Origin of the sequence: Streptomyces xinghaiensis S187, from assembly GCF_000220705.2 — a bacterium.
GTDB classification, from domain to species: Bacteria; Actinomycetota; Actinomycetes; order Streptomycetales; family Streptomycetaceae; genus Streptomyces; species Streptomyces xinghaiensis.
The window spans coordinates 6,806,378-6,831,409 of record NZ_CP023202.1; the positions used below are offsets into that span (position 1 = coordinate 6,806,378).

Consider the following 25,032-nt stretch of genomic DNA (forward strand, 5'->3'; position numbering starts at 1 on the left):
ACCGGCCGTCCGGCCACTCGTTCCGGCGGCGCCCGGCCCGAAGAATCTCCACCGGAGCCGGGGCGGAGTCGCCCCGGCCGAGAACCCGCAAGACCCGGAAAGGGACCGTCACATGCGCGTGCTGTGGATCCACGCCCACCCCGAACAGCGCTCCCTGAGCGCCGCCCTCCGCGACGAGGGCCTCCGCGCCCTGCGCGAGTCCGGCCACGAACACCGGCAGAGCGACCTCTACGCCATGGGCTGGGACCCGGTCGTCGACCGCCGCGACTTCCCGGACCACGAGCCGGAGCGCCGCCTGATCGTCTCCACCGCCTCCAAGGCGGGCCACCTCTCCGGGCGGCTTAGCGCCGACATCCGCGCCGAGCAGGAGAAGATCCGCTGGGCGGACACCTTGATCGTGCAGTTCCCGCTCTGGTGGTTCGGCCCGCCGGCCATTCTCAAGGGCTGGTTCGACCGGGTCTTCGTCAAGGGCTTCGCCTACGGCGTCAAGGACCCGGCGGACGGCGGCCGCACCCTGCGCTACGGCGACGGCGGCCTCGCCGGCCGGCGCGCGATGGCCGTCGTCACCACCGGCGGTGCCGCGCCGGCCTTCGGCCCGCGCGGCATCAACGGCGACCTCGACAGCCTGCTCTTCCCGCTGCACCACGGCACATTCTGGTACACCGGCATGGAGGCCGTCCCGCCCTTCGCCGTGTACGACGCGGACCGCCTGGACCCCGCCGGGTACGCGGCCGCCGCCGCCGGGCTGCGCGAACGGCTGCGCACCCTGCCGGACACCGAGCCGATCCCGTTCCGCCGTGAGGCGGGCGGGGAGTACGACCGGGACTCCGTACTGCGCGGGGACGTCGCCCCCGGGCGCACCGGGACGGCGGCCCACCTCGCCGCGAGGCCCCCGGCCGGCCGGGACGGCGGCCGGGTGCCCTGCGGCGCCGGAACCGGTGCCGGGGACCGCTGAGCGGGACCGGTGAACGGGGCGGGGGAGAGGGGAGGGGAGCGGTGAACGGCGCGGGCGCCGTCAGCGGTTCGGCAGCCGGACCACCGTCAGGAAGAACTCGTCGATCTGCCGGATCGCCGAGATGAACGCGTCGAGGTCCACCGGCTTGGTGACGTACGCGTTGGCGTGCAGCTTGTAGCTGCGGAGGATGTCCTCCTCGGCAGCGGAGGTGGTCAGGACCACCACCGGGATGGTGGACAGCTCCGAGTCCGACTTGATCTGCTCCAGGACCTGCCGCCCGTCGTACTTGGGGAGGTTGAGGTCCAGCAGGACCAGGTCGGGCCGGGGCGCCCCGGCGTGGGCTCCGCGCTGGTACAGGAAGTCCAGCGCCTCCTCACCGTCCTGGACCACGTGCAGGGTGTTGCCGATCTTGTCCTCGAAGGCCTCGCGGGTCATCAGGACATCGCCGGGGTCGTCCTCGACGAGCAGGACCTCGATCGGGCGCGGGGTGTTCATGTGGTGGCTTCCTCATGGGCGGTGACGGAGTGCGGAACCGTCCGGCCGGGCAGCGTGAAGCAGATGCGGGTGCCCTCGGCCCGGTCGGTGTCCAGGGTGATCCGACCGCCATGATGCTCGACGATCTTCTTGCAGAGTGCCAGACCGATGCCGGTTCCGGTATAAGTCTCCCGGCCGTGCAGCCGCTGGAAGATGATGAAGACCTTCTCGCTGAACTCCGGCGGGATGCCGATCCCGTTGTCGGTCACACAGAACCGCCAGGTCCCGTCCTCCCCGGACTGCTCGGCGGTGATGGCCACCTCGGGGACGCGGTCGGGGGAGCGGAACTTCACGGCGTTGCCGACGAGGTTCTGCCAGAGCATCGCCAGGGTGGTCGGGTCGCCCGTCACCTCGGGCAGCGTCTCCGGGCGCTCGACGCGGGCGCCGGACTCCTCGATCGCGGTCGAGAGGTTGGCCAGGGCGCGGTCCAGCGTCTCGTCGAGCGGCACGGGCCTGCGGTCGTCGTTGACCCGGCCGACCCGGGAGAAGGTCAGCAGATCGTTGATGAGGATCTGCATCCGCTTCGCCCCGTCGACGGCGAAGGCGATGTACTGCTTGCCGCGGTCGTCCAGTTCGTCGCCGTACCGTTTCTCCAGCAGCTGGCAGAAGGAGGCCACCTTCCGCAGCGGTTCCTGCAGGTCGTGCGAGGCCACATAGGCGAACTGCTCCAGCTCGGCGTTGGAGCGCCGCAGCTCGACGGCCTGGGCGTCGAGGTCGCCGGTCTGCTGGGTGAGCCGGGCCTCGCGGTTCCGGGTGGCCTCCAGCTCCTCCACGATCCGGTGCCGCATCGCCTCCACGGCCAGGGCGACGGCGCGCACGTCGGCGGGCCCGGCCGCGCTGATGCGGTGGTCGAACTCCCCGTCGGCGACCCGCTGGGACGACTCCCGCAGGGCCAGCAGCGGTCCGCCCACCGTGCGGCGCAGCAGCACCGTCAGGACGATGGCGGCCAGCACGAAGCTGATGATCATCAGCCCGTAGACCCAGTCCCGGGTGGTGCGGGTGGAGATGAGCTCGGCGCGGGCGTCGGCCTTGGCCTCGGCTATGTGCTCGTTCTGCTTGGTGAACAGCGTCCGCAGCCCGTCGAAGGACTCCCTGCTCTTCTCCAGCTCCGGGGTGTCGCCGGTCTCCTGCTCCCCGGAGCGGGTGCGCTCGACGAGCGGTACGGCATGGGTGGAGCGCCAGTCATCGGCCGCCTGTTCGATGGCGGAGAGGTCTTCGGACATCACCCGGTCCGGCCCGACGAGCGACCGCAGCCGTGCGACGGACCTCCGCTCCTGGTCCCGGCCGTCGGCGTAGGGCTCGAGGAACCGCTCGTCCCCGGTGAGGACGTATCCGCGGACCCCCGTCTCCTGGTTGAGCAGGGCGCTCTGGAGCTGGTACATCTCGGCGCGGGCCGGCTGGATGCGCTCGACCAGGTCGTTGGACTGCCGCACGGTGCTCGACAGCAGCTGCGCGCCGACGACGGCGCCGCCCAGGACGAACAGCAGCATGAGCGAGAGGATCAGCTGGAACCAGCCCTGCACGGTCAGCCTGCGGCCGGTCAGGACCGAGCCGTCCGGCCGGGGGGCCCGGGGGAGGGACGAGTGGGTCACCGGGGCTTCCTCCATCCGACGCTGACGACCGCGACATCGTCGGCCAGGCCGCCGTAGTCGGCCGCGGCCAGCTCCGCCCCGTCCACCAGGGCGTCCACGAAGTCCTGCGGGCCGAGACCCGCGCAGGCCTCGCCCGCCGCGAGCTCGCAGAGCCCGTCCTCGCCGAGGCGTTCGCGGCCGGGACCGGTCCGTCCCTCGAACAGCCCGTCCGTGAACATGACCACCTCGGCCTCGTCGGGCAGCGGGAGTTCGGTCTCCGGCCAGCCGACCGTGCCCAGACCCAGGCCCAGCGCCGGCCCGCCCGGCGGCTCCACCAGCTCCACCTCGCCGTGGGTGCGGATCAGCAGGCCCGGGTGGCCGGCGCGGACCACGCGCAGGCTGCGCCGGTCGGGCGGGAGCGTGAGCGAGGTGAAGGTGACGAAGACGGGGGAGTCGGCCCGCTCCGCGACGGTGATCTTCTCCAGCAGCTCCGCCAGGTCGCTGCCCTCGGTGCCGCACAGCACGGCCGTCCGCCAGGCGACGCGAAGGCAGACGCCCAGGGCCGCCTCGGCGGCGCCGTGCCCCGAGACGTCACCGATCACGGCGCGCACCGTGCCGTCCGGCGTCTGCACCACGTCGTAGAAGTCGCCGCCGAGGAGGGCCTGGGCGCGGCCGGGTTCGTAGCGCGCGGCGACGGTGAGGTCGTCGGTGTGCAGCAGCGGCGTGGGCAGCAGGCCGCGCTCCAGGCGGGCGTTCTCCTGCGCCCGGAGCCGGCCGGCCTGCAGATCCGCCGCGGTCTGCTCGACCTGCTTGCGCTGGACGGCGTAGCGGATGGCGCGGCCGAAGAGTTCGGACTCCAGCGCACCCTTGACCAGGTAGTCCTGTGCGCCCGCGGCCACGGCGGCGAGGCCGGCCTCGCCCTCGGCGCGGCCGGTCAGCACCACGACGGCCGTGCTCGGGGCGGCGTTGAGGATCCGGGTGACGGCGGTCACGCCGTCGGCGTCCGGGAGGTGCAGGTCGAGCAGGATGCAGCCGGGCATCAACCGCGCCCCGGCCAGCCACTCCTGGGCCTCGGCCAGGGACCGCACCCACGTCAGCTCGGTGCGGATGTCGCTGTCCGCGAGGAGCTCCTCGACGAGCAGGGCGTCGCCCGCGTCGTCCTCCACCAGGAGGAGGGACTCCGGGTCGCCGCGCCAGCGCGGCCGCGACATCCCGGCGGTGCCGAGCATGTCGGTCGTCACTCCGCCCGCGCCGTTGCCGGGCTCCGGACGAGGACTCGGCACATCCTTCGTACCGCTCACAACCCCCACCCTCCGCCCAGCCGGGCTGCCTCTATGTCTGCTGGACAATACTGTCCGGTCCACCTTGCCACCAGGAAGGTGTCCTTTTTAATGCATCATGTGTGATTTTTTCCATATTCGGGTTTCGCCGGTCATGCACAGATGGTGACGTCGGCGGTGCGTGTCGACGGCGGGGCCGGGGCCGGTGGGGAGTCTCCGTGGTCGCGCCCTCTTCGCCGGATCTCCCCGCCATGTTCACGCCATAGTGATCTATCACGAGGAGACTCCTGGGCACCCGAACGCAGGTTCGGGCGTGTCGGAAGTCTACGCGCGTCGCGCATCGGCGGCCGGCACGGACCCCGAGCAGAGGACCGGATATGTCCCCCACCCGTGTCACCCGCTGGAAGCAGCTGGCGCTGCTGGCCGGCGGCCTCTCGATCGCCGTCGCCGCCCCCCACGCCACCGCGGCCGTCGCCCCCTCCGGCCCCGGCGCCGGGGCCGCCACCGCGCTCACGGCGGCCGGCGGCACCGCGTACGACGACTCGTACTACCAGGACGCGCTCGGCCGGACCGGCCCGGCGCTCAAGGACGCGCTGCACGGCATCGTCAGCGAGCAGACGAAGCTGTCCTACTCCCAGGTCTGGGACGCGCTGAAGGCCACCGACGAGGACCCGGCCGACCCGTCCCGGGTCGTCCTGCTCTACAGCGGACGCTCACAGAGCAAGTCCGAGAACGGCGGCGCCGCCGACGAGTGGAACCGCGAGCACGTCTGGGCCAAGTCGCACGGGGACTTCGGCACCGCGACGGGCCCGGGCACCGACATCCACCACCTCCGTCCGACCGATGTCACCGTCAACAGCGCACGCGGCAACAAGGACTTCGACGAGGGCGGCTCCGAGGTCGGCGAGGCCCCCGGCAACTACACCGACAGCGACTCCTGGGAGCCGCGCGACCGGGTCAAGGGCGACGTGGCCCGGATGATCTTCTACATGGCCGTGCGGTACGAGGGCGGTGACGGCTTCGCCGACCTCGAACTCAACGACAGGGTGGGCAACGGGTCGAACCCCCTGATGGGCCGGGTGTCCATGCTGCTGGAGTGGCACGAGCAGGACCCGCCGGACGCCTTCGAGAAGAACCGCAACGAGGTCATATACACGGACTTCCAGCACAACCGGAACCCGTTCATCGACCACCCGGAGTGGGCCGGGGAGATCTGGGGCTGAATCGTTCCGCCCCATGCCGCCGCGGACCGCCGGCCGGTGGAGGGCCGGTGATCCGCTCCGGGCCGGCCGGGCCCTCGCCGGCCCGGCCGTGCCCGGCCCGGCCCCGGTCCGTCCGCCCCGCCCCGGACGAGCGCCGTGCGGCGGGGCGGACCGGGACGGGCCGGAGCCCGCCACCAGCCCCGCGCTCCGTCCGGCCCCGGCCCTCCGGCCGCGCTCCGTCCGGCCCCCGGCCCTCCGGCCGTTCTCCGGCCGGACACCGGCCGTCCGCCGGGGTGGCGCGCGCCGCGGCTCAGAACAGCACCGCGCGGCACTCCGCCCACGCGGCCTCGCTCAGCAGTGGGCGGAGCGAGGTGAGGAGCGCCCTCAATTCCACGCCCCGCTGCCGGCGGAACTCCGGGCTCACCCGGGCGATGTCCAGTTCATTGGCGGCCGTCAGCTCCGCGAAGTCCCGGAGCCGCTGCGGGCCGGGATGGAGGACGCGGCCGGAGAACCGGTCCCGGAAGAGCGGCGGATCGTCCAGGAGCGCCGGATACGACACCTTCCGGTCGCAGCTCGCGTAGAAGTACACCAGCGCCTCGGCCTCGGCGCCGATGGCCGCCGCGAGCTGCGGGCGGCGGGCGAGGGGCAGCAGCGCGGAGGGAAAACCGTCCGTCCCGTAGAGGGCGTGGCAGAGTCCGGCGAGCCGGAGCGCGGGCCGGGCGTCCCAGTCGCCGAGGAGCTCGCCGACGCGGCGGACGTGCTCCAGCAGGGATCCGCCGGGATGCTCGATCTCCCCGGCGCCCAGCGCGCGGAGCAGGGTCATCGCATGGGTGGCACCGCTCAGGACGGGCATGCCGCTCCCCTTTCCCCGTTCGGAGGGCGGCGGGTCGGCACCCGTCCCCCGGCTGTCGCAGCATTCCGAGGAAGGTCTGCGCGGTGCGGGGCGGGTTGCCGCCCGGGGCCCGGAACCATCGTCGGGCGGGCCAACGCCCAAGTCAATCCTAGGGTTTCCTTGGAGATGCCCAAGCTTTAGCTTGGGTACCATGACGCTCGACGACCTCCGCACCTTCGTCGCGGTCTGCGAGGCGGGCAGCCTCAGCGCCGTGGCCCGCGAACAGCGCCGCACGCAGCCGGCGGTGAGCCAGCACATCAGACGGCTGGAGCGGGAGCTGGGGCTCGGCCTGCTGGAGCGCCGTCCGCGCGGCGTCACCCCCACCCACGCCGGACGCATCCTCCACGCGGCCGCCGCCGAGGGCATCGGGGGCATCGACCTGGCGCTGCGCCGGCTCCGCGAACTGCTGGACGGGGAAACGGGCTCGCTGCGGATCACCACCGGCGCGACCACCGTCCGGCACTTCATGGCCGAGGCCGTCGTGGCCTACCGGGAGCGCTACCCGGGGGTCAGCCTGGAGTTCCAGACGGAGAACTCCAGCCGCGGCTGTTTCGCCGCCCTGGCGGCGGACGACGCCGATCTGGCGTGGATCACCATCGGGCCCCCCGTGCGCGGTATCGAGCAGCGGCCGGTCGTCGAACTCCCCTGGGTGCTGGCCGTCCGGGACGACGACCCGCTGGCCGGGAAGAGTGCCGTCGGCCCGGGCGACCTGGCGGGCATCCAGCACATCCGGCTCCCCGAGAACTCCACCTCCGGCTCCCGGCTGGACAGCCAACTCCCCCGGCTCGGCGTGCCGTCGGCGTCCGCGACCAGCGTGGCCGACTGGGACACGGCCGTCCTCCTGGCCGAACTCGGACTCGGCCACGCGCTGGTGCCGGCGATGCCCGGCCCGCCGCCCCCGGGCCGCGTCCGCCTCGTCCCCGTCCCGGCGCTGCCCCCGCTGTCGGTCGGCTGGGCCGTGCGGCAGTGGGAGGCCCTGAGCCCGCTCGCGCGCGCCTTCGCCGATGCCGTGGACCGCAGCCTGGCGGAACGGTCCGGGCTGGCCCCGGGGGAGAGGGAGGACAGGGAGGGCGCGGGGCGGGCGGACTTCCCGGGCGCCGGTGCCGGCGCGCCGTCGTGAAACAGAGGCGTTACGCGCAGAGGGGTTCGGTGAGGGGACCGGCTGAGGTAACGTCCGTATAACAGCACCGCGTTGCGGCCCGCTTCGGGCGGGCCCCGTCGCGTGCGCACGGGGGAAGGGGCGCTCGGAGTGCCGATCGCCTTGCTCGTCCCTTGTCCCTGAAGGCGTGGAGGAGATGCCGGATGCTGATGGCGCACCCGACCGTGCTGCGGAATCTGCTCGAACACTACGAAGCCCTGCGGGCGCTGGCCAAGGAGCAGGTCGTCGCTCCGCACATCCACCGTCAGATGCAGGACACGGCCTACACGCTGTGCGTCTCCACCGGGGCCCGCGACATCGACCAGGCCCTGGCGGAGGCCCGCCGCCGGCTGGACGACGAACTCGCCGCCGCCACGTGAACGGATCGCCGGTCACCGCCCCGGCCGGCTGCCGGGGCGGTGGTGTTCCCGGAGCGGCCGGCCGCGTCCGCCGGGTCAGGAGGCGGAGGCACCCGTGGTGAGAAACCCGGTCAGCGCCGGGTACCAGCGGGAAGCGATCTTGTTGTCTCCGGAGGAGCTGGGGTGCACGCCGTCATAGGTGTCGGCCCCGGTGTCGAAACCGGTCCACTGGTCCACCGCGACCACGGGCGACTCCGGGGTGCTGATCCCCGAAGCCCACGGCGGGATGCGGTCGTTGAGGTCCCGCACCCGCTGGGCGCACTCGGGGCAGCCGCTCGGGTTCATCGGGATGATCTGGGCAACGAGCACTTTCATGTCCGGGTTGCTCTCCCGCATCTGCCGGACGAGCTCGGTGTACGCGGCCAGGATGCGGTCGGGAGCGATGTTGCTCCAGACGTCGTTGGTGCCGAAGTGCATCATCACGATGTCCGGCCGGGTCGCGGAGAGCCAGCCGGGCAGCTGGTTCCCGTCGGCGACCCGGGTGACCAGGGCCCCGCCGTGCCCCTCGTTCTCCCCGTCGTAGGGCTGTCCGCAGCCCTGGGGGCCGAGCGTGCCGACGAAGTCGACCGCGGTGTAGCCGGTGTCCTGCAGCCGGTTCCAGAGGACGGAGCGCCAGCAGCCGGGCGAGCCGGTGATGGAGTCGCCCAGCGGCATGATCCTGGTGGCGGCGGCCGCCGTCTCCCCGTCCGCGGGGGCCGGGGACGATGCGGAGGCCGCGTCTGCGGGTGCGGCGCCGGCCGGCGGGGTGAGGACGAGCGCGAGGGCCAGGGCCGACCCGGCCATGACCGCCCGGAGGAGGGATCTGCGCATGGTAGTGCCTCCTGCTGTTCCGTGGGGGACGGTGCGGAACGGGCGGGGCGTCCGGTGCGGTTCCGCCCGGGAACCGCGCCGGGCCGCGTGCCGCGCCTCGGGCACGAGCGCACGCGGGACGCGCGAGGAGGCCGCGCGCCCCGCGGTGCGGTGAACTCCGGTCGAACCGCCTGACGGTCGGGGGCGGACCGTCAGGCGGAGTACTATGGGGGTGGTGGGAGCGCTCCCATGGTTGAGGGTCATGACAACCTTGTCAACCCCCTCGGTACGAGCGGCGGGCGCGGCGGGTGTGACGCGAGGGAGCGGACTCCCCGGCGGCGAGCGTTCCTGACGCGGGCTCACCGGGCCGGCGGTACACGGTCGGCCGGCGGGGCACCCGCGTCACCACCCGCGGCGCGGTCCCGGCCCGTCCGGCGCCCGGCGCCACCGCACCCCGGGTTCCTCTCCCTACGGCTCCGGGACCAGGACCGCAGACCGTTACGCATCCCGGGCCGCCGGTCTAGCGTCATGCCCGTGAACGACACCGGCTCCCTGGACGAAGCGCTGGAACGACTGCACGCCACCGGCCCCGAACGGGTCGGACGGCTGAGCAACCACGCCCCGATGGCCGTCGAAGCCCTCGCCGCCCGTGGCCGCGACCGCGCGATCCACCGCTGGCTCGACCTCTACCGGGACAAGCTGGAGGACTTCCCGGCCCGCCGGGAACCGATCACGGAAACCGGCTGGCGCGCCGCCCTGGGCGACCCCGGCCGGGCCGCCGACTGGATCGACCACTTCACCCGGCAGACGGCCGAACGCCCCTGGCGGGACGTGCTCGCCCGGTGGTGGCCCCGGCTGCTGCCCGGCCTCTACGGCGGCGCCACCCACCCCGTGATCCGCGTCGGCCATGCCGTGCGCACCCTCACCGAGCGCGGCGAGACCAGCCCCCGCGTCGCCGAGCTGGCCCACGGCCTCGGCTATTGGGCGGCCCGCCACCACCCCGTCACCGGGATCACGGCGACGGCCCCCGGCGGCGTGGGCGGCGGCGCCGGCGCTCTCACCGCGGCCGGCGCGCTCGACGCCGTACCGCCCCTCGGCAGGCCCGGCGGGAACTTCCCCGAGCGGCTGTCGCGGGTGAGCCGGATACCGGGCTGGGCGGAGCGCGTCACCGATCCCGGCCCGGCCCGGTCGCACCTCGCCGAGCTGGTCCGGGCCGCCACCCACCGCTACGCCTCCCATGGCCACGGCGACGAGATCATGCTGGTTCACGCCGCGACCGCCCCCAACGCCGTGCTGCGCACCCTGCCCGCGCTGCCCCGTCATCTGTGGGCACCGAGCCTGCACGCGGCCTGGACCGCGTCCGCCGCCGTCACCGCGATGTACGCGCCCGACGGCCCTGTGCCGTACCGGGCGCCCGGCCGGATCACGCCGGAGGAGGTCTTCGACCGCGCCCTCGCCCACGGCGACGAACACGTCATCAAGTTCACGGACACCGCCCTCGACGTCGGCGGCGAAGAGGCCCTCGCCGCCGCGCTGCGGGCGATCGAACTCAGCGAACCGATGGGCTGACGAGCCGGCCGCGTCTGCGGCGGGGCGCCTGACGTCTCCGGCCCGGGGAGGGATCGGCGGAGGGCTCAGCTCTCCGCCGTGCCCGCGCCCGCCGCCAGGTCGTCGCCGGTCCCGGTCCGCGGTTTCTCCGTCCGCTCCGCATCCCGTCCCTCCGGGCGCTCCCCGGCCTTCCGGCTCTCCTCGGGATCCTGCCAGTTGGGCGTCTCCTCCGGTTCGTCGAAGGAGCGGGCGACCACGATGTCGGTGGAGGAGTGGGCGAGGATCGAGAGCACGATGGTGAGGGCCACCAGGTGGAAGACGAGATCGGCCTCGGCGATCCCGGACTTGAGCACCAGCAGCGCGTAGACCACCGAGGCGAAGCCCTTGGGACCGAACCACATGGCGGCCGCCTGTTCGCGCCGGCTCAGATGGGAGCGGGCGAAGGCGATGGCCAGGGCCACCGGCCGGACCAGCACCAGGGCGAGGACGGCGAACACCCAGCCGCTCCACGAGATCTCGCCGAGGAACTCCACCGAGATCAGCGCGCCGAAGACCAGCAGGGCGGCCAGCTTCAGCAGTTCGGCGACGAGCTCGCCGAACTCGTCGAAGGCCTTCCGCTGCCGGGGGCCGAAGGTGGCCACGGTCACGCCCGCGGCGAACGCGGCCAGGAAGAGGTTGGCGTGCAGGACCTGCCCCAGCCCGAGCACGACCAGCCCGATGGCGAAGGCGTTGAGCGGTTCGTAGGCGGCCGAGGCGGCGAAGAAACGCGTCTGCTCCAGCTTGATGGCCAGCCAGGGCACGGCGACGCCGATGAGGACACCCAGGGCGAGTTCGGTCGCCAGTTCGTCCAGGTGGAGATCGCCGGAGCCCTCGGAGATGCCGAGGAAGAGGATGACGAACGGCAGCGCCAGTCCGTCGTTGATGCCGGACTCGACGTTCAGCAGATGCCGGAGCCGCCCGGGGACCCGCTTGTTGCCGACGAGCGCGGCGGCGAAGACCGGGTCGGTGGGGGCCAGGATCGCGCCGAGCAGCAGGGCCTCGGGCCAGTCCAGGCCCACGATGTAGTGGGCGAGGAGGGCGGTGAGGCCGAGGGTCAGCGGCAGGCCCCAGCCCAGGGCCCGGCCGGGCAGCCGCCAGGCGGACCGCAGATCGGTCCAGCCCACCCGCATGCCGTCGGTGAACAGCACCGCGAACAGGGCCAGTTCGGCGAAGTGCTCGACCAGCGCGGAGTCGGCCGTCAGCTGGAGGACACCGGTGGTCTCCTTGCCCAGGAGGAAGCCGGCGATCAGGAACAGCGCGGCGGTGGACAGGATGGTGCGGTGGGCCAGGCTGGACACCAGCACGGCGATCAGCAGTACCACGGCGAAGGCGAGCAGCACGGCACCCACTCCTTGATCGGCTCGGCGCGGATCAGCGTACCGCCGGGAGGAGCGGCGGCCCGGAGCGGGTCCGGTGACGGTGGTCCGGTGCGGGCGCGGCCGCCGGGCCGGCTTCCGCGGCCGCCGGGCGCGGCGGTCAGTCCGGCGGCCCGGCCTCCTCCCGTTCCAGCCGCCGGCCGAGTTTGTCCACGACCAGGCCGCTCCGGCGCACGGCTCCCGTGCGGTAGGCGGTGCGGCCGACGATCTGCCCGGTCACCGGCACGGTGACCAGCTGGAAGAGGGCGACCAGCAGAAGGACCAGGCCGTACTTCACGGGCACCTGCAGGGCGGTTCCCAGCAGGATGAGCAGCAGGCCCAGGGTCTGGGTCTTGGACGCCGCGTGCAGCCGGGAGGTGGTGTCCGCGAACCTGAGCAGCCCGATCGCGCCGAGGAGGGAGAAGGCGGCGCCGGACAGCAGGAAGACGGCGGAGAGGATGGCGAGGAGGGTGTTCACCGCATGCCCTCCCGCCGCTCGATCAGATGGGCCGCGGTGACCGATCCGATGAAGGCCAGGATCGCCACCACCAGGAGAACGGGGAGGAAGGAGCCCTCCTGCCGGGCCGCGACCCCCAGGGCCGCGGCCGAGACGATCAGCGACAGCAGGACGTCCAGGGCCACGATGCGGTCGAGCGCGACGGGGCCGCGGAGCAGCCGGACGAGGACCAGCAGCGCGGCGGCCGACAGCAGGGCCGTGGTGACGGCGTACACCGTGCTCATGACGCCTCCTCAGCCGGTCGCGGCCCGTCGCCGGGGCCGGCCGCCCCGGTCCGTGCCAGCGCCCAGGTCACATGGCGCTCGGCCCGCAGCACCTCGCGCCGCCGCCGCTCGGCCTGGCGGGGACTGCCGGCGGGCAGCGCGTGGACGTACAGCAGCCGGCGGTCGCGGTCGATCTCCAGGACGAGGGTGCCGGGCGTCAGCGTGGTCAGGGTGGCCGTCGCGGCGATCAGCAGGTCGGTGTCGGCCCGGAGCGGTACCTCCACGACCGCCGCCCTGGCCCGCGGACCGTGCCGGAGGGCCTGCCAGGCCACGGTGATCCCGGACTGGAGGAGGTCGGCGAGCATGAAACCGAGCAGGAGCACCAGCCGCCACGGCCGGACGGCGACCCGGGGGAGCAGTGGCGGAAGGGCGAAGCCGCGGACGACCGCGGCGGCCAGCGGCACACCGCTGAGCAGGACCGCCGGGCGGGGCGATCCCCAGAGGACCGTCCACAGCGCCAGCAGCCAGCAGAACAGGGGCAGATGGTCCCGGGTGCGGTGCAGGAAGCGTGGGACGGTCAAGGCTTCGCCTCCGTGACGAGTACGGCGGACCGGTAGGGGTCCCGGTCCATGAGGTCCTCGGCGGCCCGTTCGCTGATCCGTGCCAGCGGGCCGGCGAGCACGACGAGGGTCACCCCGGCCAGGGCCATGCCCGCGGTGGTGGCCGCCATCAGCCGGGCCGGCCGGCGCGGGGCGGCCGGCGCCGGCGGAGTGCGCGGGTCCGGCCGGGGCGCTCCGGAGAAGGCGCTGCGGCCGAGGCGCGCCATCGCCGCCAGAGTGAGCAGGCTGGTCAGCAGCGCTGCGGCGACCAGCGCGTATGCGGCGGCGCCCCCGTCCGCGGCCCCGGCCCGCAGCAGCGCCAGTTTGGCCACGAACCCGGACAGCGGCGGGATGCCGGACAGGCTCAGCGCCGGCACGAGGAACAGCAGGGCGAGCAGCGCCGGCGGGGGAGCGCGGCCCTCCAACCGGCGCAGGGCCGGGGTGCCCGCTCCCCGCACGACCAGCCCGGCGACCAGGAACAGCGTCGCCTGGACGACGATGTGGTGGACGATGTACAGGATCGTGCCGGTCAGCCCGGCGACGTCGAACAGCGCCAGCCCGAACAGCATGAAACCGATGTGGCTGACCAGGGTGAAGGACAGCAGCCGGTTGATGTCGTCCTGCGCCAGCGCCCCCAGGATGCCCAGCAGCATGGTGGCGACCGCGAGAACGGCCAGCAGGACCCAGGTCTCCTCCCGGGGGAAGAGCAGGGTCTGGGTGCGCACCATCGCGTACACCCCGACCTTGGTGAGCAGCGCCGCGAAGACCGCCGTGATCGGCGCGGGAGCCGTGGGATAGCTGTCCGGCAGCCAGAAGTGCAGCGGCACCATGGCCGATTTGATGCCGAAGACCACGAGCAGCAGCAGGCCGAGGGCGCTCCGCAGCCCGTCGGGGAGCGCGGCCGTCCGCTCGCCGAGCTGGGCCAGGTTGACGGTGCCGGTGGCCGCGTAGACCAGGGCGATCGCCGTGATGAACAGCAGTGAGGACGTCAGGCTGACGAGGACGTACGTCATGCCGGCCCGGGTCCGCTGCGTCCCGGCGTTCAGCGTGATCAGCACGTATGAGGCGCCGAGCATCACCTCGAAGGCCACGAACAGGTTGAACAGGTCCCCGGTGAGGAAGGCCAGCCCCACCCCGCCGGCCAGCAGCAGGTACGCCGGATGGAACGCGGTCGCCACCCGGCCGCGCCGCTCGGCCGTGCCCTGGCCCATGGAGAAGAGCAGGACGGCGAGCGCGACCAGCAGCGAGACGGTCAGCAGCAGCGCCGACAGACGGTCCGCCACCAGGGTGATGCCCGCCGGCGCCTCCCAGCCGCCCACCGGCAGCACCAGGGGGCCCCGCCGGTCGGCCAGGACCAGCAGCAGGAAGGCGACGGTGAGGACGATGACGAGCACCGCGGTGCTCAGCGACCGCTGGGCCCGCAGGTGCCGCCGCAGGGCGATGGACAGCCCCGCCGCCAGGAGCGGCAGGACCACCGGCAGGGCGAGCAGCAGGTTCATCGGTTCTCCTCCGGCGGGTATCGGGTCTCCTCCGGCGGGCCGTGCGCGGCGTCGTCCGCGTCGTCCGCGTCGTCCGTGCCCGCCGGTTCGCCCGCCTCGACGGACCGTGCCCCGGTTCCCCGCTCCGCCGAGTCGGCGCGTTCCCGGGCGGTGCCGATCCGCCGGTCCTCCACGTCGTCCCGTACCTCGTCGTGACCGGTCAGCCACCAGGACCGGTAGGCCAGGGCGAGCAGGAAGGCCGTGAGCCCGAAGGTGATCACGACGGAGGTGAGCGCCATGGCCTGGGGCAGCGGATCGGCGTACCGGCCGGACTCCGCGGTTCCCCCGCCCGTCAAGGGGGGGTCTCCCGGGCGTCCCGCCGAGAGCAGCAGCAGATTCGTGCCGTGTCCCAGGAGGACGAAGCCGAGCACGATCCGTATCAGCGACCGCTGCATCATCAGCAGGAAGCCCACGGCGTACAGACCGCCGACCACGACGGCGAGGGTGATGTCGGGCGTTCTCACCGTGTGAGGTCCCCTTCCGCCGGTGTCCGTGTTCTCCGCGGGGCGGGAGCGAGGTTCGTGCCCAGCGCCGACAGCAGTTTGAGCGCGACGCCGATCACCAGCAGGTAGACGCCCATGTCGAAGAAGAGGGTGGTGGAGAACTTCAGCGTCCCGATGAGAGGCAGGTGGTGTGCCTCCACCAGGACGCCCGACAGGGGCTCGGCCCCGAGGAGGGCCGGCACCAGGCCGGTTCCGGCGGCCAGCGCCAGCCCTCCGCCCGCGAGCAGGCCGGGGTCGACGGGTGCGGTCGTCCCCAGGCCGTCCCGGCCGCCCACGAGATAGCGCAGCACGCACGCGAGCCCCGCCACCAGGCCGCCCGAGAAGCCGCCGCCGGGGTGGGAGTGTCCGGAGAACAGCAGGAACACGGAGACCACCATGAGGGAGGGGAAGGCCATCCAGGTGCTGACCTCCAGCAGCAAGGAGCGCTCCCCGCCCGGCCGTTCGCTGCCGCCGGGCAGCCAGCACTCGTGCGGCTCGTCCCACTGGGCCGTCGGGGAGAGGGCCGCCCGGTCGCCCGGCTCCGCGCCGGCACCGGTCGTGCCGTTCCCGGTGCGCCCCGGCCCGGCCTCGTCCCCGCCCCGCCGCCGGACCCCGGCCAGGCTCACCACGCCGAGTGCCGCGACCAGCAGCACGGCGATCTCCCCGAGGGTGTCCAGGGCCCGGAAGTCCACGATGATCGCGTTGACGACGTTGTGGGCACCGGTCTCCGGCAGCAGGCGGAAGTAGTCCTCCGAGACCGCCGGAGCCCGGCGGGCGCCGGCGGCGGCCAGGGTGAAGACACCGACGAGGACGCCGATCGCCCCGGCCAGCGCGCCCTGCAGGACCCGGGTGCGCGGAGCGGCCTTCTCGGGGGAGAAACGGGCCGGCATCCGGCGCAGCACGAACACGACGATCACCAGCGTCAGCGTCTCCACCAGGAACTGGGTCAGGGCGAGGTCCGGAGCGCCGCGGAGCAGGAACAGCCCCGCCACGCCGTAGCCGACCGCCCCCACCAGCAGGACGCCGGTCAGCCGGTGCCGGGTCGCCGTCACCGCCACGGCCGCGGCCAGCACGACCAGGGCGAGCGGCACCTGGGCGGAAGAGGTCCACAGCCGGGTCCCGGCGGGTCCCGTGCCGGTGACGGCCAGGGCGGCTCCCGGCAGGGCCAGTACGGCGCACAGGAGCACCGTCAGGTAGACGGGGAGCGAGCCGACCTGGGTGCCGCGTGCCAGCCGCAGCGCCAGCAGGTCGGTCGCGCGGACGGTCCGCCGGTACGCGTGCTGTGAGTCCGGCAGCCGGACCAGGGTCCTCCACCGCGGGCCGGTCCCGTCGGCCCGCTCGCGGTGGGCCGCGTACAGCGCGGCTCCCAGCAGGAGCGTCAGCACGGACAGTCCGAGCACCGGGGTGAGGCCGTGCCAGAGGGCGAGCTCGTACGGGCCCTCCGGGCCGGCCGGGTAACGGTCCGCGTAGGCGCGTGCGGGGGCCGCCATGCCCGGGTACCACAGGCCCAGCGCCAGTCCCGCCGCCGAGAGCAGAGCGGCCGGGGCGAGGAAGCCCCGGGCCGGCGGTTCCGGCGTACCGGGCTCCGCCCAGGGCTTGCGGGAGAAGGCGCCCCACACGAAGCGGCCCGCGTACGCGACGGTGAGGACGGAGCCCAGGAAGAGTCCGGCCAGCACCGGCAGATGGCCGCCGATCCCGGTGCCGTGCAGGAACGCCTCGTAGCCGGCCTCCTTGCCGAGGAAGCCGAGCAGCGGTGGCACGCCCGCCATGGAGAGGGCGGCGAGCAGAGCCGCGGCGAACACCCTGGGCATCCGGCGGCCCGCACCGGACAGTTCGCGCACGTCCCGGGTGCCGGCCTGGTGGTCGAGGATGCCGGTCACGAGGAAGAGCGCGGCCTTGAAGGCGGCGTGGGCGGCCAGCATCACGGCCCCGGCCAGCGCGGCCGTCCGGGTGCCGGCGCCGAACAGCACCATCAGCAGGCCCAGTTCACTGATGGTGCCGTAGGCGAGCAGCCTCTTCAGGTCCGTCTCCCGGAGCGCCCGCCAGGCGCCCAGGACCATGCTCACCAGCCCGACGGCGAACACCGCCGGCCGCCACGGGGGGACATCGGCGAAACCGGGCGCGAAGCGTGCCACCAGGTACACCCCCGCCTTGACCATCGTGGCGGCGTGCAGATAGGCGCTCACCGGGGTGGGCGCCACCATGGCGGCGGGCAGCCAGCCGTGCAGCGGCATCTGGGCGGACTTGGCGAACGCGCCGAGGAGCAGCAGCACCATGGCCACCGTCACCGCGGCGCCCCGCGGAGGGTCGTCGAGGATGCCGGAGATCCGGTAGGTGCCCGCGGTCTCCCCGAGCACGACGATCCCCGCCAGCAGGGCGAGCCCGCCCGCGACGGTGGTCAGCAGTGCCTGCTCCGCCGCCCGGCGGCGCTCCCGGGAGCGTTCGGGACCGGCGATGAGGAAGTAGGACGCGAGCGTGGTCAGTTCCCAGAAGACATAGAGCAGGAAGAGGTTGTCCGCGAGGACCAGGCCGGTCATGGCCCCGGCGAAGGCCAGGAGCAGCCCGGCCTCCCGGCCGGTGTCCCGTTCGGTGTAGTACGCGCTGTAGGCCAGGACCGCCGTTCCCACCCCGCTGATGACCCACACCATGAGCAGGGACAGGGCGTCGAGCCGCAGATCGAGGCTCAGCCCCAGGGAGGGCGCCCAGGCCAGGCTCTCCCGCACGGGTACCCCGCGCAGCACGTCCGGCGCCCGGACGGCGCTCCACACCAGGGCCGCCAGGAGCGGCAGGGCCGCGATCACCCAGACGGCGCGACCGGTGCGGCGGCCCCAGCACGGAAGCGCCGCCGCCAGCACGGCGTGAGCGATTACGAGGACGAGCACGGCGAAGACCACTCCTCGGGTACGGCGGTCCGGTGGGCGCGCCCGGCTGCCGGGGCCCGCACGGAGGTCCGGGCGGCGCCGGGCGGGGCAGGACGGGCGCGGGGGCCTCCGGACGGTGGCCCGGAGGGCCGGACGTCCGTGGAACCGGTGGCGCGACCGCCGGTTGGTGCCATGCGCCCGTCCTCCGTTGGTGGTCTGTTGACGATGTGCCGGCCGTTCCTTCCGGCGCCGGGTGTCCGGCGCTCCTGGCTGGGTGCCCCCGGAAGCGCGGAGGAATCCCGGCCGGACCGGGGAACAGGGGCGCTTCCGGAGGACCTCACCGGCTTCCGGTGACGGGCCGTCGGCCCGGGCGGTCGGATCGCCGGCGGGCGGACCGGCCTCCGCCCGGGGACACCGTAAGACGGAGACCGGTGCGCCCGGCGGGCACGGCGGTTCACGGCGCGGCGCGGAGCGCTTCCGTCCCCCGTGCGGACGGACAAGGACAGTAAACGCTTTCTGTCCTGCTGCCCCTCCTGCCGGGGAACCCCCGGGGCGCGGGGAGGCGTCGGGGACATATCCGGAAAGCCTCATCAACTGTGGGCCTCCTGAGGCCGATTGACGCTCCGGTGTCCGCTTGCTACGTTCCGGGGCGGCGTGAAAGCGCTTCCTCGGCCCCACGCCGACGCTCCCTCACCCCCCACCCATCTCTCACCCGCTCCGAAAGGAGACGAGGTATGTCTTCCACACCGCGAGGACGACGCCGAACAGCTCTGGCCGCCGCCGGAACGGCCCTGGCCGGGCTGATCAGCCTGCTGACAGCCGCACCCGGACAGGCCCGCGACGCCGGTGCCGCCGCGGAGGCGGGGAGCACCGCCCCGGCCGCTGCCGCCCCCGCCGCCGACTGCGGCACCGGCAGCTACCAGGCCGAGGCCGTCCGCAACGGCAACACCTGGACGGCTCCCGGCTACAGCGGCACCGACATGCTCTCGGCGATGCGCGCGGCCGTCGCCAGCCTGTCGCCCGGACGGACCTCCAAGCAGCGGGTCGTGGTCCGGGGCTCCGGCTCGATGAGCGCCGGCTCCCGGCTCTCGCTGCCGAGTTACACCGTGCTCGACGTCTGCGGGACCATCGACGTGACCGGCTCGGGCTCCGGCGACCAGGCCCCGGTCTACGCCCGCGGCGCCCGGGACGTGGAGGTCCAGCACCTGACCCTCACCGGCGCCCCGCTGTACGGCATCTTCATGCGGAACGTCGAGAACGTCACGCTCGGCCAGATCGAGATGCGCCTCTCCGGCGGTCTGGGCATCCGCATCGACAACCACGGCGACCGCTCGGTGCGCTCCCGCAACATCCGCATCGACAACGTCCGCGTCTCCGGCACCGGCGCTCACGGTGTGGAGACCTACGGCGTGGACGGGCTCACCATCGGCACGGTCACGGCCCGCAACACCGGCTACTCCGGACTGCTGCTGAACGACACGATCAACGCCACCGTCGAGAAGGTGGACGCCGACGGCGCCGGGACCGGCACCGGCTACGCCGCCTTCCGGATGGCCAACCGCAACGGCCGGATCGGCGACAGCTACCCGGTCAACGTCCGGGTGGGCCAGGTCATCGCCCGCGGCGGCGGACGCGGCGTCTTCTGCGTCTCGGAGAGCGGCGGCGCCGTGATCGACCGGGTGGACATCGCGAACACCGGAAGCAACGCCATCCTCATCGAGAACTGCTACAACGTGAACATCGCGGCCCAGGGCGGCACCGTCTCCGGGCCGGGCGACATCCGGATCGCCGCCCGCTCCGAGTTCGCCAACACCCGCGACATCACCCTGCAGAACCTGACGGTCACCAACTCGGCCCTCAGGGAGAGCCCCTGCGGCTCGAACATCACCTACCGCAACCTCAACCTCGTCAACACGAGCCGGAACACCTGTTCCTAGCCGTCCCGGAGATCCGCGAGGGGCCGCCCGGCCGCGGGCGGCCCCTCTGCGCGCCGGGGGCCGGCCCGGCCGTGCTCCGCCGCGCCGGATCGGCCGGGGCGCCGCCCCGCGCACGGGCCGCCCGTCGTACCGTCGTTCCCGCAAAGCCAAGCCATTCCACCCCCGCGGACCCGGCCGCCGCCGGCCGGGGCGACCGCCGAGGAAGAGGAGACACCATGGACGACAAGGGCGCCGGCATCAGCGTGTTCGTCACCGGGTCGGCAGACGGCATCGGGCGCGAGACGGCGGCGACGCTGGCCGCCGCCGGACACCGGGTGGTCCTGCACGCCCGCAACACGGTGCGCGCGGAGGAGGCCCGCGCGGCGGTGCCGCAAGCCGCCGGGGTCGTCGCCGGTGACCTCGCCTCGCTGGCGGGCACCCGGGAGCTGGCGGAGGCGGCGGCCGCGGCGGGGCCCTTCGACGTGGTGATCCACAACGCGGGTGTCGGCGGGGGAGCGGCCTGGCGCAGTGTCACCGAGGACAAGCTGGAGCGCATCTTCCAGACGAACGTGCTGGCCCCCTATCTGCTCACCGCCCTGATGCCGAGGCCCCGCCGGCTGGTCTACCTGACCTCCGGACTGGAGGCGGAGGGCACCGCCGACCTCGGCGACCTGCAGTACGAGCGCCGGCCGTGGGACGGCATGCGGGCGTACTCCGACTCCAAACTCCTCGACGTCGTCCTGGCGTTCGCGGTGGCGCGCCGCTGGCCCGGCACCCTCAGCAACGCCGTGGACCCGGGGTGGATCCGGACGAGGATGGGCGGGCCCAACGCGACCGGCGCCCTGCCGGAGGGCGCGGAGACCCAGGTCTGGCTGGCCACCAGCGAGGACCCGGCGGCCCGGGTGACGGGCCGGTACTTCAAGCGGCGGCAGGAGCTGCGGGCCAACCCCGCCGCCTACGACCACGGTGTGCAGGACGGACTGCTCGCCGCCTGCGCGGAACTGACGGGGGTGGAGCTCCCGGCCGGCTGACGGCGGCGCACGGTACGGAGGCCCGGCCCGGCCCGGCCCGGGCTCCCGGGCGGCCGGGCCCTTGCGGAACTCGTGGCAAGGGTCCGGCCGCCCGGCCGCTCCGCCGTGGCGGGCCGGCCGGGCCCCGGCGGCCGCCGCTGCCGCCGTGACGCGTCAGCGCGTCCCGAACGAGACCCGGTGCAGCCCTCCGGGAAGGTCGTTGGCGACGTACAGCTCGCCGTTCTCGTCCTCGCCGAAGCTCGTGACCTGGGTCGGGAACTCCCCGATCTCGGCGTTGGCGTAGCCGTCGGGGCCGGGCCGGAGGCCCCAGACGGTGGAGGAGCAGTAGTCGGTGGCCAGGTAGGTGCCGCCGGCCAACTCGGCGAACTCTTCGCCCCGGTAGACCGGGCCGCCGATCACGGAGCAGCCGGCGACGGAGGAGGGGTAGCTGAACACCGGGTCGGTGTAGTCGGCGTCCGGGTCGCACTGGTCCGCGTTGAGGACTTCCGGTCCCTCCATGCAGGACCAGCCGAGGTTCGCCCCGCCCTCGTCGGCGGCCAGATGGTCCACCTCCTCCCAGCTGCCCTGGCCCACGTCGCCGATCCACAGCGAGCCGTCGGCCTCGTCGAGGGAGAAGCGCCAGGGGTTGCGCAGGCCGTAGGCCCAGATCTCGGGCCGGGCGCCCGGGCGGTCCACGAAGGGGTTGTCCGCCGGTACGCAGGAGGACCCCGAGCCGGCGCGGCACCCGGGGCCGACGTCCAGCCGCAGGATCTTCCCGAGCAGGGTGTCCAGGCGCTGTCCGCTGTCGAACGGGTCGCCGGAGCCGCCGCCGTCCCCGATGCTCCAGTACAGATAGCCGTCGGGGCCGAAGGCCAGGTGGCCGCCGTTGTGGTTGGAGTACTGGGCGTGCTCCTGGGTCAGGAGCTCCTCCACGCCGCCCTCGCGGACGTCGATCCGGGCGAGGGTGACGGCGTCGTCCGAGCGGCGGGTGTAGGCGACGTAGAGGAGCTGGCTCTCCTCGAAGTCGGGCGCCGGGGCGATGCCCAGCAGTCCGCGCTCGTTGTCGTTCGCGTTGACGCGGCCGGTCAGGTCGAGCAGCGGCTCGGCGGCCAGGCCGGTGTCCGGGTGGTAGACGCGCACGGTGCCGGCCTTCTCGGTGATGAACAGCCGGCCGGTGGCGTCGTCGGGGGAGGCGATGGCGGTGGGGCGCCGCAGACCGGAGGCCACCTGGGTGGTGGTGACGGTCAGGTCCTCCAGCGGTGCGGCCTCGGCGGCGGCCGCGGCGCCCGGGCCGGGGTCCCGCTCACCGAACCGTGACTCCGCCGCCCAGCCGACCGGCGCCACGGCGGCGGTCAGCGTCAGGGCGAGCAGTAACCGGCTGATCCGCTTTCCTCGGGGCATAGCGACTCCTGGGAAGAGGTGGGGGATTCCTGGTGACGGCATGCTTCTCGGTGGTCCGCCGGCGGGCCCGGGCGCGGTGGGGCGCGACGGCCCGGATGGGAGCGATCCCAGCGGCCGGGTTCACTGTGCCACGGCGGGCGCCCGGGGTACAGGCCCGGTGTCCCCGGCCGTTCCGTTCCCCCGGCCCGCCGGGAGGCCGCCGGCCGGGGGACCGCCGGCCGCCCCGGCGGCGGCAGGCACGGCCCGCAGCGGCCGGGTGGCCGCCGGGGCCGTGCTGTGGCGGGGGACGAGCCGCGGGAACAGCTCGGTGCGCGGGTTCTCCGGCTGCTCCCCGCCCATCATCCGGGCCAGCAGCCGCAGCGCCTGCGCGGCCATCTCGGAGAGCGGCCGGCGCACCGTGGTCAGGGCCGGGGACGCCCAGCCGGCCTCGGGCAGATCGCCGAAGCCGATCACGCTGACGTCCGCGGGGACCCGTAACCCCCGTGCGGCCAGGGCCTCGTAGGCACCCAGGGCCATGACGTCCGAGCAGGCGAACAGCGCGGTGGGCGGCTCCGGCAGGCCGAGGAGGGCGAGCGTCCGGCGCCGGGCGCAGGCCCGTTCGGAACCGCCGTGGCGCACGTACTCCGGCCGGGGCGCGATGCCCGCCGCCGCCAGCGCCTCGCGGTGGCCGGCCAGCCGGGCGTCACCGCGCGGTGTGCCGGGGCGGCCGGCGAGCACCGCGATCCGGCGGTGGCCCAGCGCCAGCAGGTGGCCGGTCGCCACCGACCCGCCCCGGTGGTCGTCCGCGCCGACGGACGGTGTGCCGGCCGGTGGGCGGCGCGCGGGGTCGATGAGGACGTACGGGACGCGGTGGCCGTCCAGCCACGCGTACTGGCCGGGGCTGAGCCCGGGCAGATGGAACAGCACCCCGGCGGAGCCGCGGGCCGCCAGCTTCTCCGGCCAGCCGGGGCCCGTCCGCCGCCCGCCCGGCCCGCCGGACCCGGCCGCGACCGAGACCACCACCTCCAGGCCCGCCTCGTGCGCGGCCTCCATGACGCCGTGCAGCACCGCGCCCGCACGGGGGCTGTCGGGCGAGCGCACCACCAGGTCGACCATCGCGGGCCGCGGCTTCGGCGCCCCCGCGCGCGGGCGGCGCACATAACCCAGGCGCTCCAGCACCTCGGTGACGCGGCGGCGGGTGTCGGGGGCCACGTCCGCGCGGCCGTTGAGCACCTTGGAGGCGGTCGGCACGGACACCCCCGCCTCGCGGGCGATCACCGCCAGGGTCGGGCCCGCGGCGCTCCCGGTACGAGCCATCGCCTTCCCCTTCCGCTCCGCGGCCTCGCGGATCACACCCAGGACAGCCCGAGTCCCCCGCGGTACCGGCCGGGCAGCGGCCGGCCACCACTGTAGATCGCGCCGCGTCACCGCAGAAGACCGATGTCCCACGGGATGAGACGGGCCGTGGCGGAGGCTTCCGCGGTGCCGCGGGGGACGGCGCTCCGAAACTTTCGCCGCCCTCCCGAGGGCTGACCCGGAATCACCAGAAGGCTTAACATCCCAACAAAATCGACCAGTTGCGGGCCCGGACGCACAGGCCCCTCCCCCCACAGGAGATCCGGATGAGCCGTGGTGCCGCGCCCGACCGCAGACTCGTGCTCCGAACGGCGGCGGGGCTGGGGGCCCTGGGTGCCCTCGCCGCCACACCGGGCGCGGCCCGGGCGGCCGCCGGCTCCCGCGCGGCCGGGTCCCGCCCCGCCGGACGCCGCGCCGCCGCCTCGTACGCCAACCCGCTGATCCGCAACCGCGCGGACCCGCACATCCACCGGCACACCGACGGCCAGTACTACTACACGGCCACCGTCCCCGAGTACGACCGCATCGTGCTGCGCCGCTCACCGACGCTCGCCGGTCTGGCCGGGGCCGGGGAGACGGTGATCTGGCGGCGGCACGGCAGCGGTGACATGGGAGCCCACATCTGGGCCCCCGAGATCCACCACATCGACGGCGCCTGGTACATCTACTTCGCCGCCGGACGCACGGACGACGTCTGGCGCATCCGGATGTGGGTCCTGGAGAACCGGAACGCCGACCCCTTCTCCGGCACCTGGACGGAGCGCGGGCGGATCACCACCGCCTGGGACACCTTCTCCCTGGACGCCACCACCTTCGTCCACCGGGGCACCCGCTGTCTCGCCTGGGCCCAGCACGAGCCCGGCATGGACAACAACACCGCCGTCTTCCTCTCCGAGATGGCGGACCCGTGGACGCTGACCGGCCCCCAGGTGCGGCTGACGACCCCCGAGTACGCATGGGAGACCGCCGGCTACAAGGTCAACGAGGGCCCCGCCGTCATCCAGCGCAACGGCCGCGTCTTCCTGGCCTATTCGGCCAGCGCGACCGACAGCAACTACTGCCTCGGCCTGCTGACCGCCGACGACACCGCCGACCTGCTCGCCCCCGCCTCCTGGAGCAAATCGCCGCGGCCGGTGTTCACCAGCAGCGACGCCACCGGCCAGTACGGCCCCGGCCACAACTCCTTCACCGTCGCCGAGGACGGCCGCACCGACGTCCTCGTCTACCACGCGCGGCAGTACAAGGAGATCAGCGGCGACCCGCTGAACGACCCGAACCGGCACACCCGCCTCCAGGAACTGGGGTGGAAACCGGACGGGACGCCCGACTTCGGGATTCCGGTGGCCGACACCCGCTAGCAGGCGCCGGGCGCCCGGCTTCCGGTCCGGCCCCGCCACCGCGGCCCGGAACGCCCGGCGGCCGCCCCCGACCGCGTTCACCCCCCACCA

General features: G+C 74.0%; 22 protein-coding genes. 8 read left to right on the forward strand and 14 right to left on the reverse strand.

Going from position 1 to position 25,032, the window contains the following annotated elements:
- Nucleotides 1–112 precede the first annotated feature (112 nt).
- A complete protein-coding gene (locus SXIN_RS29145) occupies nucleotides 113–955 on the forward strand; it encodes an NAD(P)H-dependent oxidoreductase (RefSeq protein ID WP_095757785.1) in 843 nt (280 codons plus the stop codon).
- A gap of 60 nt (nucleotides 956–1,015) precedes the next feature.
- Here the strand turns inward: SXIN_RS29145 and SXIN_RS29150 are convergent, their stop codons facing one another.
- From SXIN_RS29150 to SXIN_RS29160, 3 genes are all read right to left on the reverse strand, one after another.
- Nucleotides 1,016–1,450 carry a response regulator gene (locus SXIN_RS29150; protein WP_019707970.1) on the reverse strand — a complete coding sequence of 145 codons (435 nt, stop codon included), beginning with the start codon at nucleotides 1,448–1,450 and terminating at the stop codon, nucleotides 1,016–1,018.
- Nucleotides 1,447–2,979, reverse strand: coding sequence for a sensor histidine kinase (locus SXIN_RS29155; RefSeq protein ID WP_050930727.1), 1,533 nt, complete (start codon nucleotides 2,977–2,979; stop codon nucleotides 1,447–1,449). The genes SXIN_RS29150 and SXIN_RS29155 overlap by 4 nt, the downstream gene beginning before the upstream one ends.
- A gap of 98 nt (nucleotides 2,980–3,077) precedes the next feature.
- On the reverse strand, nucleotides 3,078–4,289 hold the full coding sequence (locus tag SXIN_RS29160) for a PP2C family protein-serine/threonine phosphatase (protein ID WP_050930726.1): 1,212 nt from the start codon (nucleotides 4,287–4,289) through the stop codon (nucleotides 3,078–3,080).
- A 428-nt stretch (nucleotides 4,290–4,717) separates the two neighbouring features.
- Here SXIN_RS29160 and SXIN_RS29165 point away from each other — a divergent pair, with 428 nt between their 5' ends.
- Nucleotides 4,718–5,563 (forward strand): endonuclease I family protein, encoded by an 846-nt coding sequence (locus SXIN_RS29165; protein WP_095757787.1) that lies wholly within the window; start codon nucleotides 4,718–4,720, stop codon nucleotides 5,561–5,563.
- A 289-nt stretch (nucleotides 5,564–5,852) separates the two neighbouring features.
- Here SXIN_RS29165 and SXIN_RS29170 read toward each other — a convergent pair whose 3' ends face one another.
- Nucleotides 5,853–6,395, reverse strand: a complete 543-nt coding sequence (locus tag SXIN_RS29170; protein ID WP_019711907.1) for a DUF6817 domain-containing protein — start codon at nucleotides 6,393–6,395, stop codon at nucleotides 5,853–5,855.
- A 190-nt stretch (nucleotides 6,396–6,585) separates the two neighbouring features.
- Here SXIN_RS29170 and SXIN_RS29175 point away from each other — a divergent pair, with 190 nt between their 5' ends.
- On the forward strand, nucleotides 6,586–7,554 hold the full coding sequence (locus SXIN_RS29175) for a LysR family transcriptional regulator (RefSeq protein WP_095757788.1): 969 nt from the start codon (nucleotides 6,586–6,588) through the stop codon (nucleotides 7,552–7,554).
- Between the two features lie 182 nt (nucleotides 7,555–7,736).
- The gene (locus tag SXIN_RS29180; RefSeq protein WP_019707967.1) at nucleotides 7,737–7,952 is read left to right on the forward strand and encodes a DUF5133 domain-containing protein; all 216 of its coding nucleotides are present in this window, start codon (nucleotides 7,737–7,739) and stop codon (nucleotides 7,950–7,952) included.
- 75 nt (nucleotides 7,953–8,027) lie between these two features.
- On the opposite strand, the gene SXIN_RS29185 is transcribed toward SXIN_RS29180, so the two are convergent.
- Nucleotides 8,028–8,801 (reverse strand): SGNH/GDSL hydrolase family protein, encoded by a 774-nt coding sequence (locus SXIN_RS29185; RefSeq protein WP_019707966.1) that lies wholly within the window; start codon nucleotides 8,799–8,801, stop codon nucleotides 8,028–8,030.
- A 507-nt stretch (nucleotides 8,802–9,308) separates the two neighbouring features.
- Between SXIN_RS29185 and SXIN_RS29190 the strand changes: the two genes are divergently transcribed.
- Nucleotides 9,309–10,349 carry a questin oxidase family protein gene (locus SXIN_RS29190; RefSeq protein ID WP_095757789.1) on the forward strand — a complete coding sequence of 347 codons (1,041 nt, stop codon included), beginning with the start codon at nucleotides 9,309–9,311 and terminating at the stop codon, nucleotides 10,347–10,349.
- Nucleotides 10,350–10,414: 65 nt separating this feature from the next.
- On the opposite strand, the gene SXIN_RS29195 is transcribed toward SXIN_RS29190, so the two are convergent.
- From SXIN_RS29195 to SXIN_RS29225, 7 genes are all read right to left on the reverse strand, one after another.
- Nucleotides 10,415–11,707: a cation:proton antiporter gene (locus tag SXIN_RS29195; RefSeq protein WP_019707964.1), complete on the reverse strand. Its 1,293-nt coding sequence runs from the start codon at nucleotides 11,705–11,707 to the stop codon at nucleotides 10,415–10,417.
- A gap of 136 nt (nucleotides 11,708–11,843) precedes the next feature.
- A complete protein-coding gene (mnhG, locus tag SXIN_RS29200) occupies nucleotides 11,844–12,200 on the reverse strand; it encodes a monovalent cation/H(+) antiporter subunit G (protein ID WP_019706449.1) in 357 nt (118 codons plus the stop codon).
- Entirely contained in the window at nucleotides 12,197–12,463 is a 267-nt protein-coding gene (locus SXIN_RS29205; protein WP_019706448.1) for an MrpF/PhaF family protein, read from the reverse strand. The genes mnhG and SXIN_RS29205 overlap by 4 nt, the downstream gene beginning before the upstream one ends.
- Nucleotides 12,460–13,023 (reverse strand): Na+/H+ antiporter subunit E, encoded by a 564-nt coding sequence (locus SXIN_RS29210; RefSeq protein WP_019706447.1) that lies wholly within the window; start codon nucleotides 13,021–13,023, stop codon nucleotides 12,460–12,462. Before SXIN_RS29210 ends, SXIN_RS29205 begins: the two co-directional genes overlap by 4 nt.
- Nucleotides 13,020–14,540: a Na+/H+ antiporter subunit D gene (locus SXIN_RS29215; RefSeq protein ID WP_095757791.1), complete on the reverse strand. Its 1,521-nt coding sequence runs from the start codon at nucleotides 14,538–14,540 to the stop codon at nucleotides 13,020–13,022. Before SXIN_RS29215 ends, SXIN_RS29210 begins: the two co-directional genes overlap by 4 nt.
- Nucleotides 14,537–15,043, reverse strand: a complete 507-nt coding sequence (locus tag SXIN_RS29220) for a Na(+)/H(+) antiporter subunit C (RefSeq protein WP_019711904.1) — start codon at nucleotides 15,041–15,043, stop codon at nucleotides 14,537–14,539. The genes SXIN_RS29215 and SXIN_RS29220 overlap by 4 nt, the downstream gene beginning before the upstream one ends.
- A complete protein-coding gene (locus tag SXIN_RS29225; RefSeq protein WP_095758253.1) occupies nucleotides 15,040–17,943 on the reverse strand; it encodes a Na+/H+ antiporter subunit A in 2,904 nt (967 codons plus the stop codon). The genes SXIN_RS29220 and SXIN_RS29225 overlap by 4 nt, the downstream gene beginning before the upstream one ends.
- A 713-nt stretch (nucleotides 17,944–18,656) precedes the next feature.
- Between SXIN_RS29225 and SXIN_RS29230 the strand changes: the two genes are divergently transcribed.
- Nucleotides 18,657–19,859, forward strand: a complete 1,203-nt coding sequence (locus SXIN_RS29230; protein WP_019707962.1) for a right-handed parallel beta-helix repeat-containing protein — start codon at nucleotides 18,657–18,659, stop codon at nucleotides 19,857–19,859.
- Between the two features lie 215 nt (nucleotides 19,860–20,074).
- On the forward strand, nucleotides 20,075–20,869 hold the full coding sequence (locus tag SXIN_RS29235) for an SDR family NAD(P)-dependent oxidoreductase (RefSeq protein ID WP_095757792.1): 795 nt from the start codon (nucleotides 20,075–20,077) through the stop codon (nucleotides 20,867–20,869).
- Nucleotides 20,870–21,022: 153 nt separating this feature from the next.
- Here the strand turns inward: SXIN_RS29235 and SXIN_RS29240 are convergent, their stop codons facing one another.
- Nucleotides 21,023–22,249, reverse strand: a complete 1,227-nt coding sequence (locus SXIN_RS29240) for a PQQ-dependent sugar dehydrogenase (RefSeq protein ID WP_019706358.1) — start codon at nucleotides 22,247–22,249, stop codon at nucleotides 21,023–21,025.
- A gap of 120 nt (nucleotides 22,250–22,369) precedes the next feature.
- Entirely contained in the window at nucleotides 22,370–23,545 is a 1,176-nt protein-coding gene (locus tag SXIN_RS29245) for a LacI family DNA-binding transcriptional regulator (RefSeq protein ID WP_095758254.1), read from the reverse strand.
- A gap of 305 nt (nucleotides 23,546–23,850) precedes the next feature.
- Here SXIN_RS29245 and SXIN_RS29250 point away from each other — a divergent pair, with 305 nt between their 5' ends.
- A complete protein-coding gene (locus SXIN_RS29250; RefSeq protein WP_095757793.1) occupies nucleotides 23,851–24,942 on the forward strand; it encodes a glycoside hydrolase family 43 protein in 1,092 nt (363 codons plus the stop codon).
- The last annotated feature ends 90 nt before the right edge of the window (nucleotides 24,943–25,032 follow it).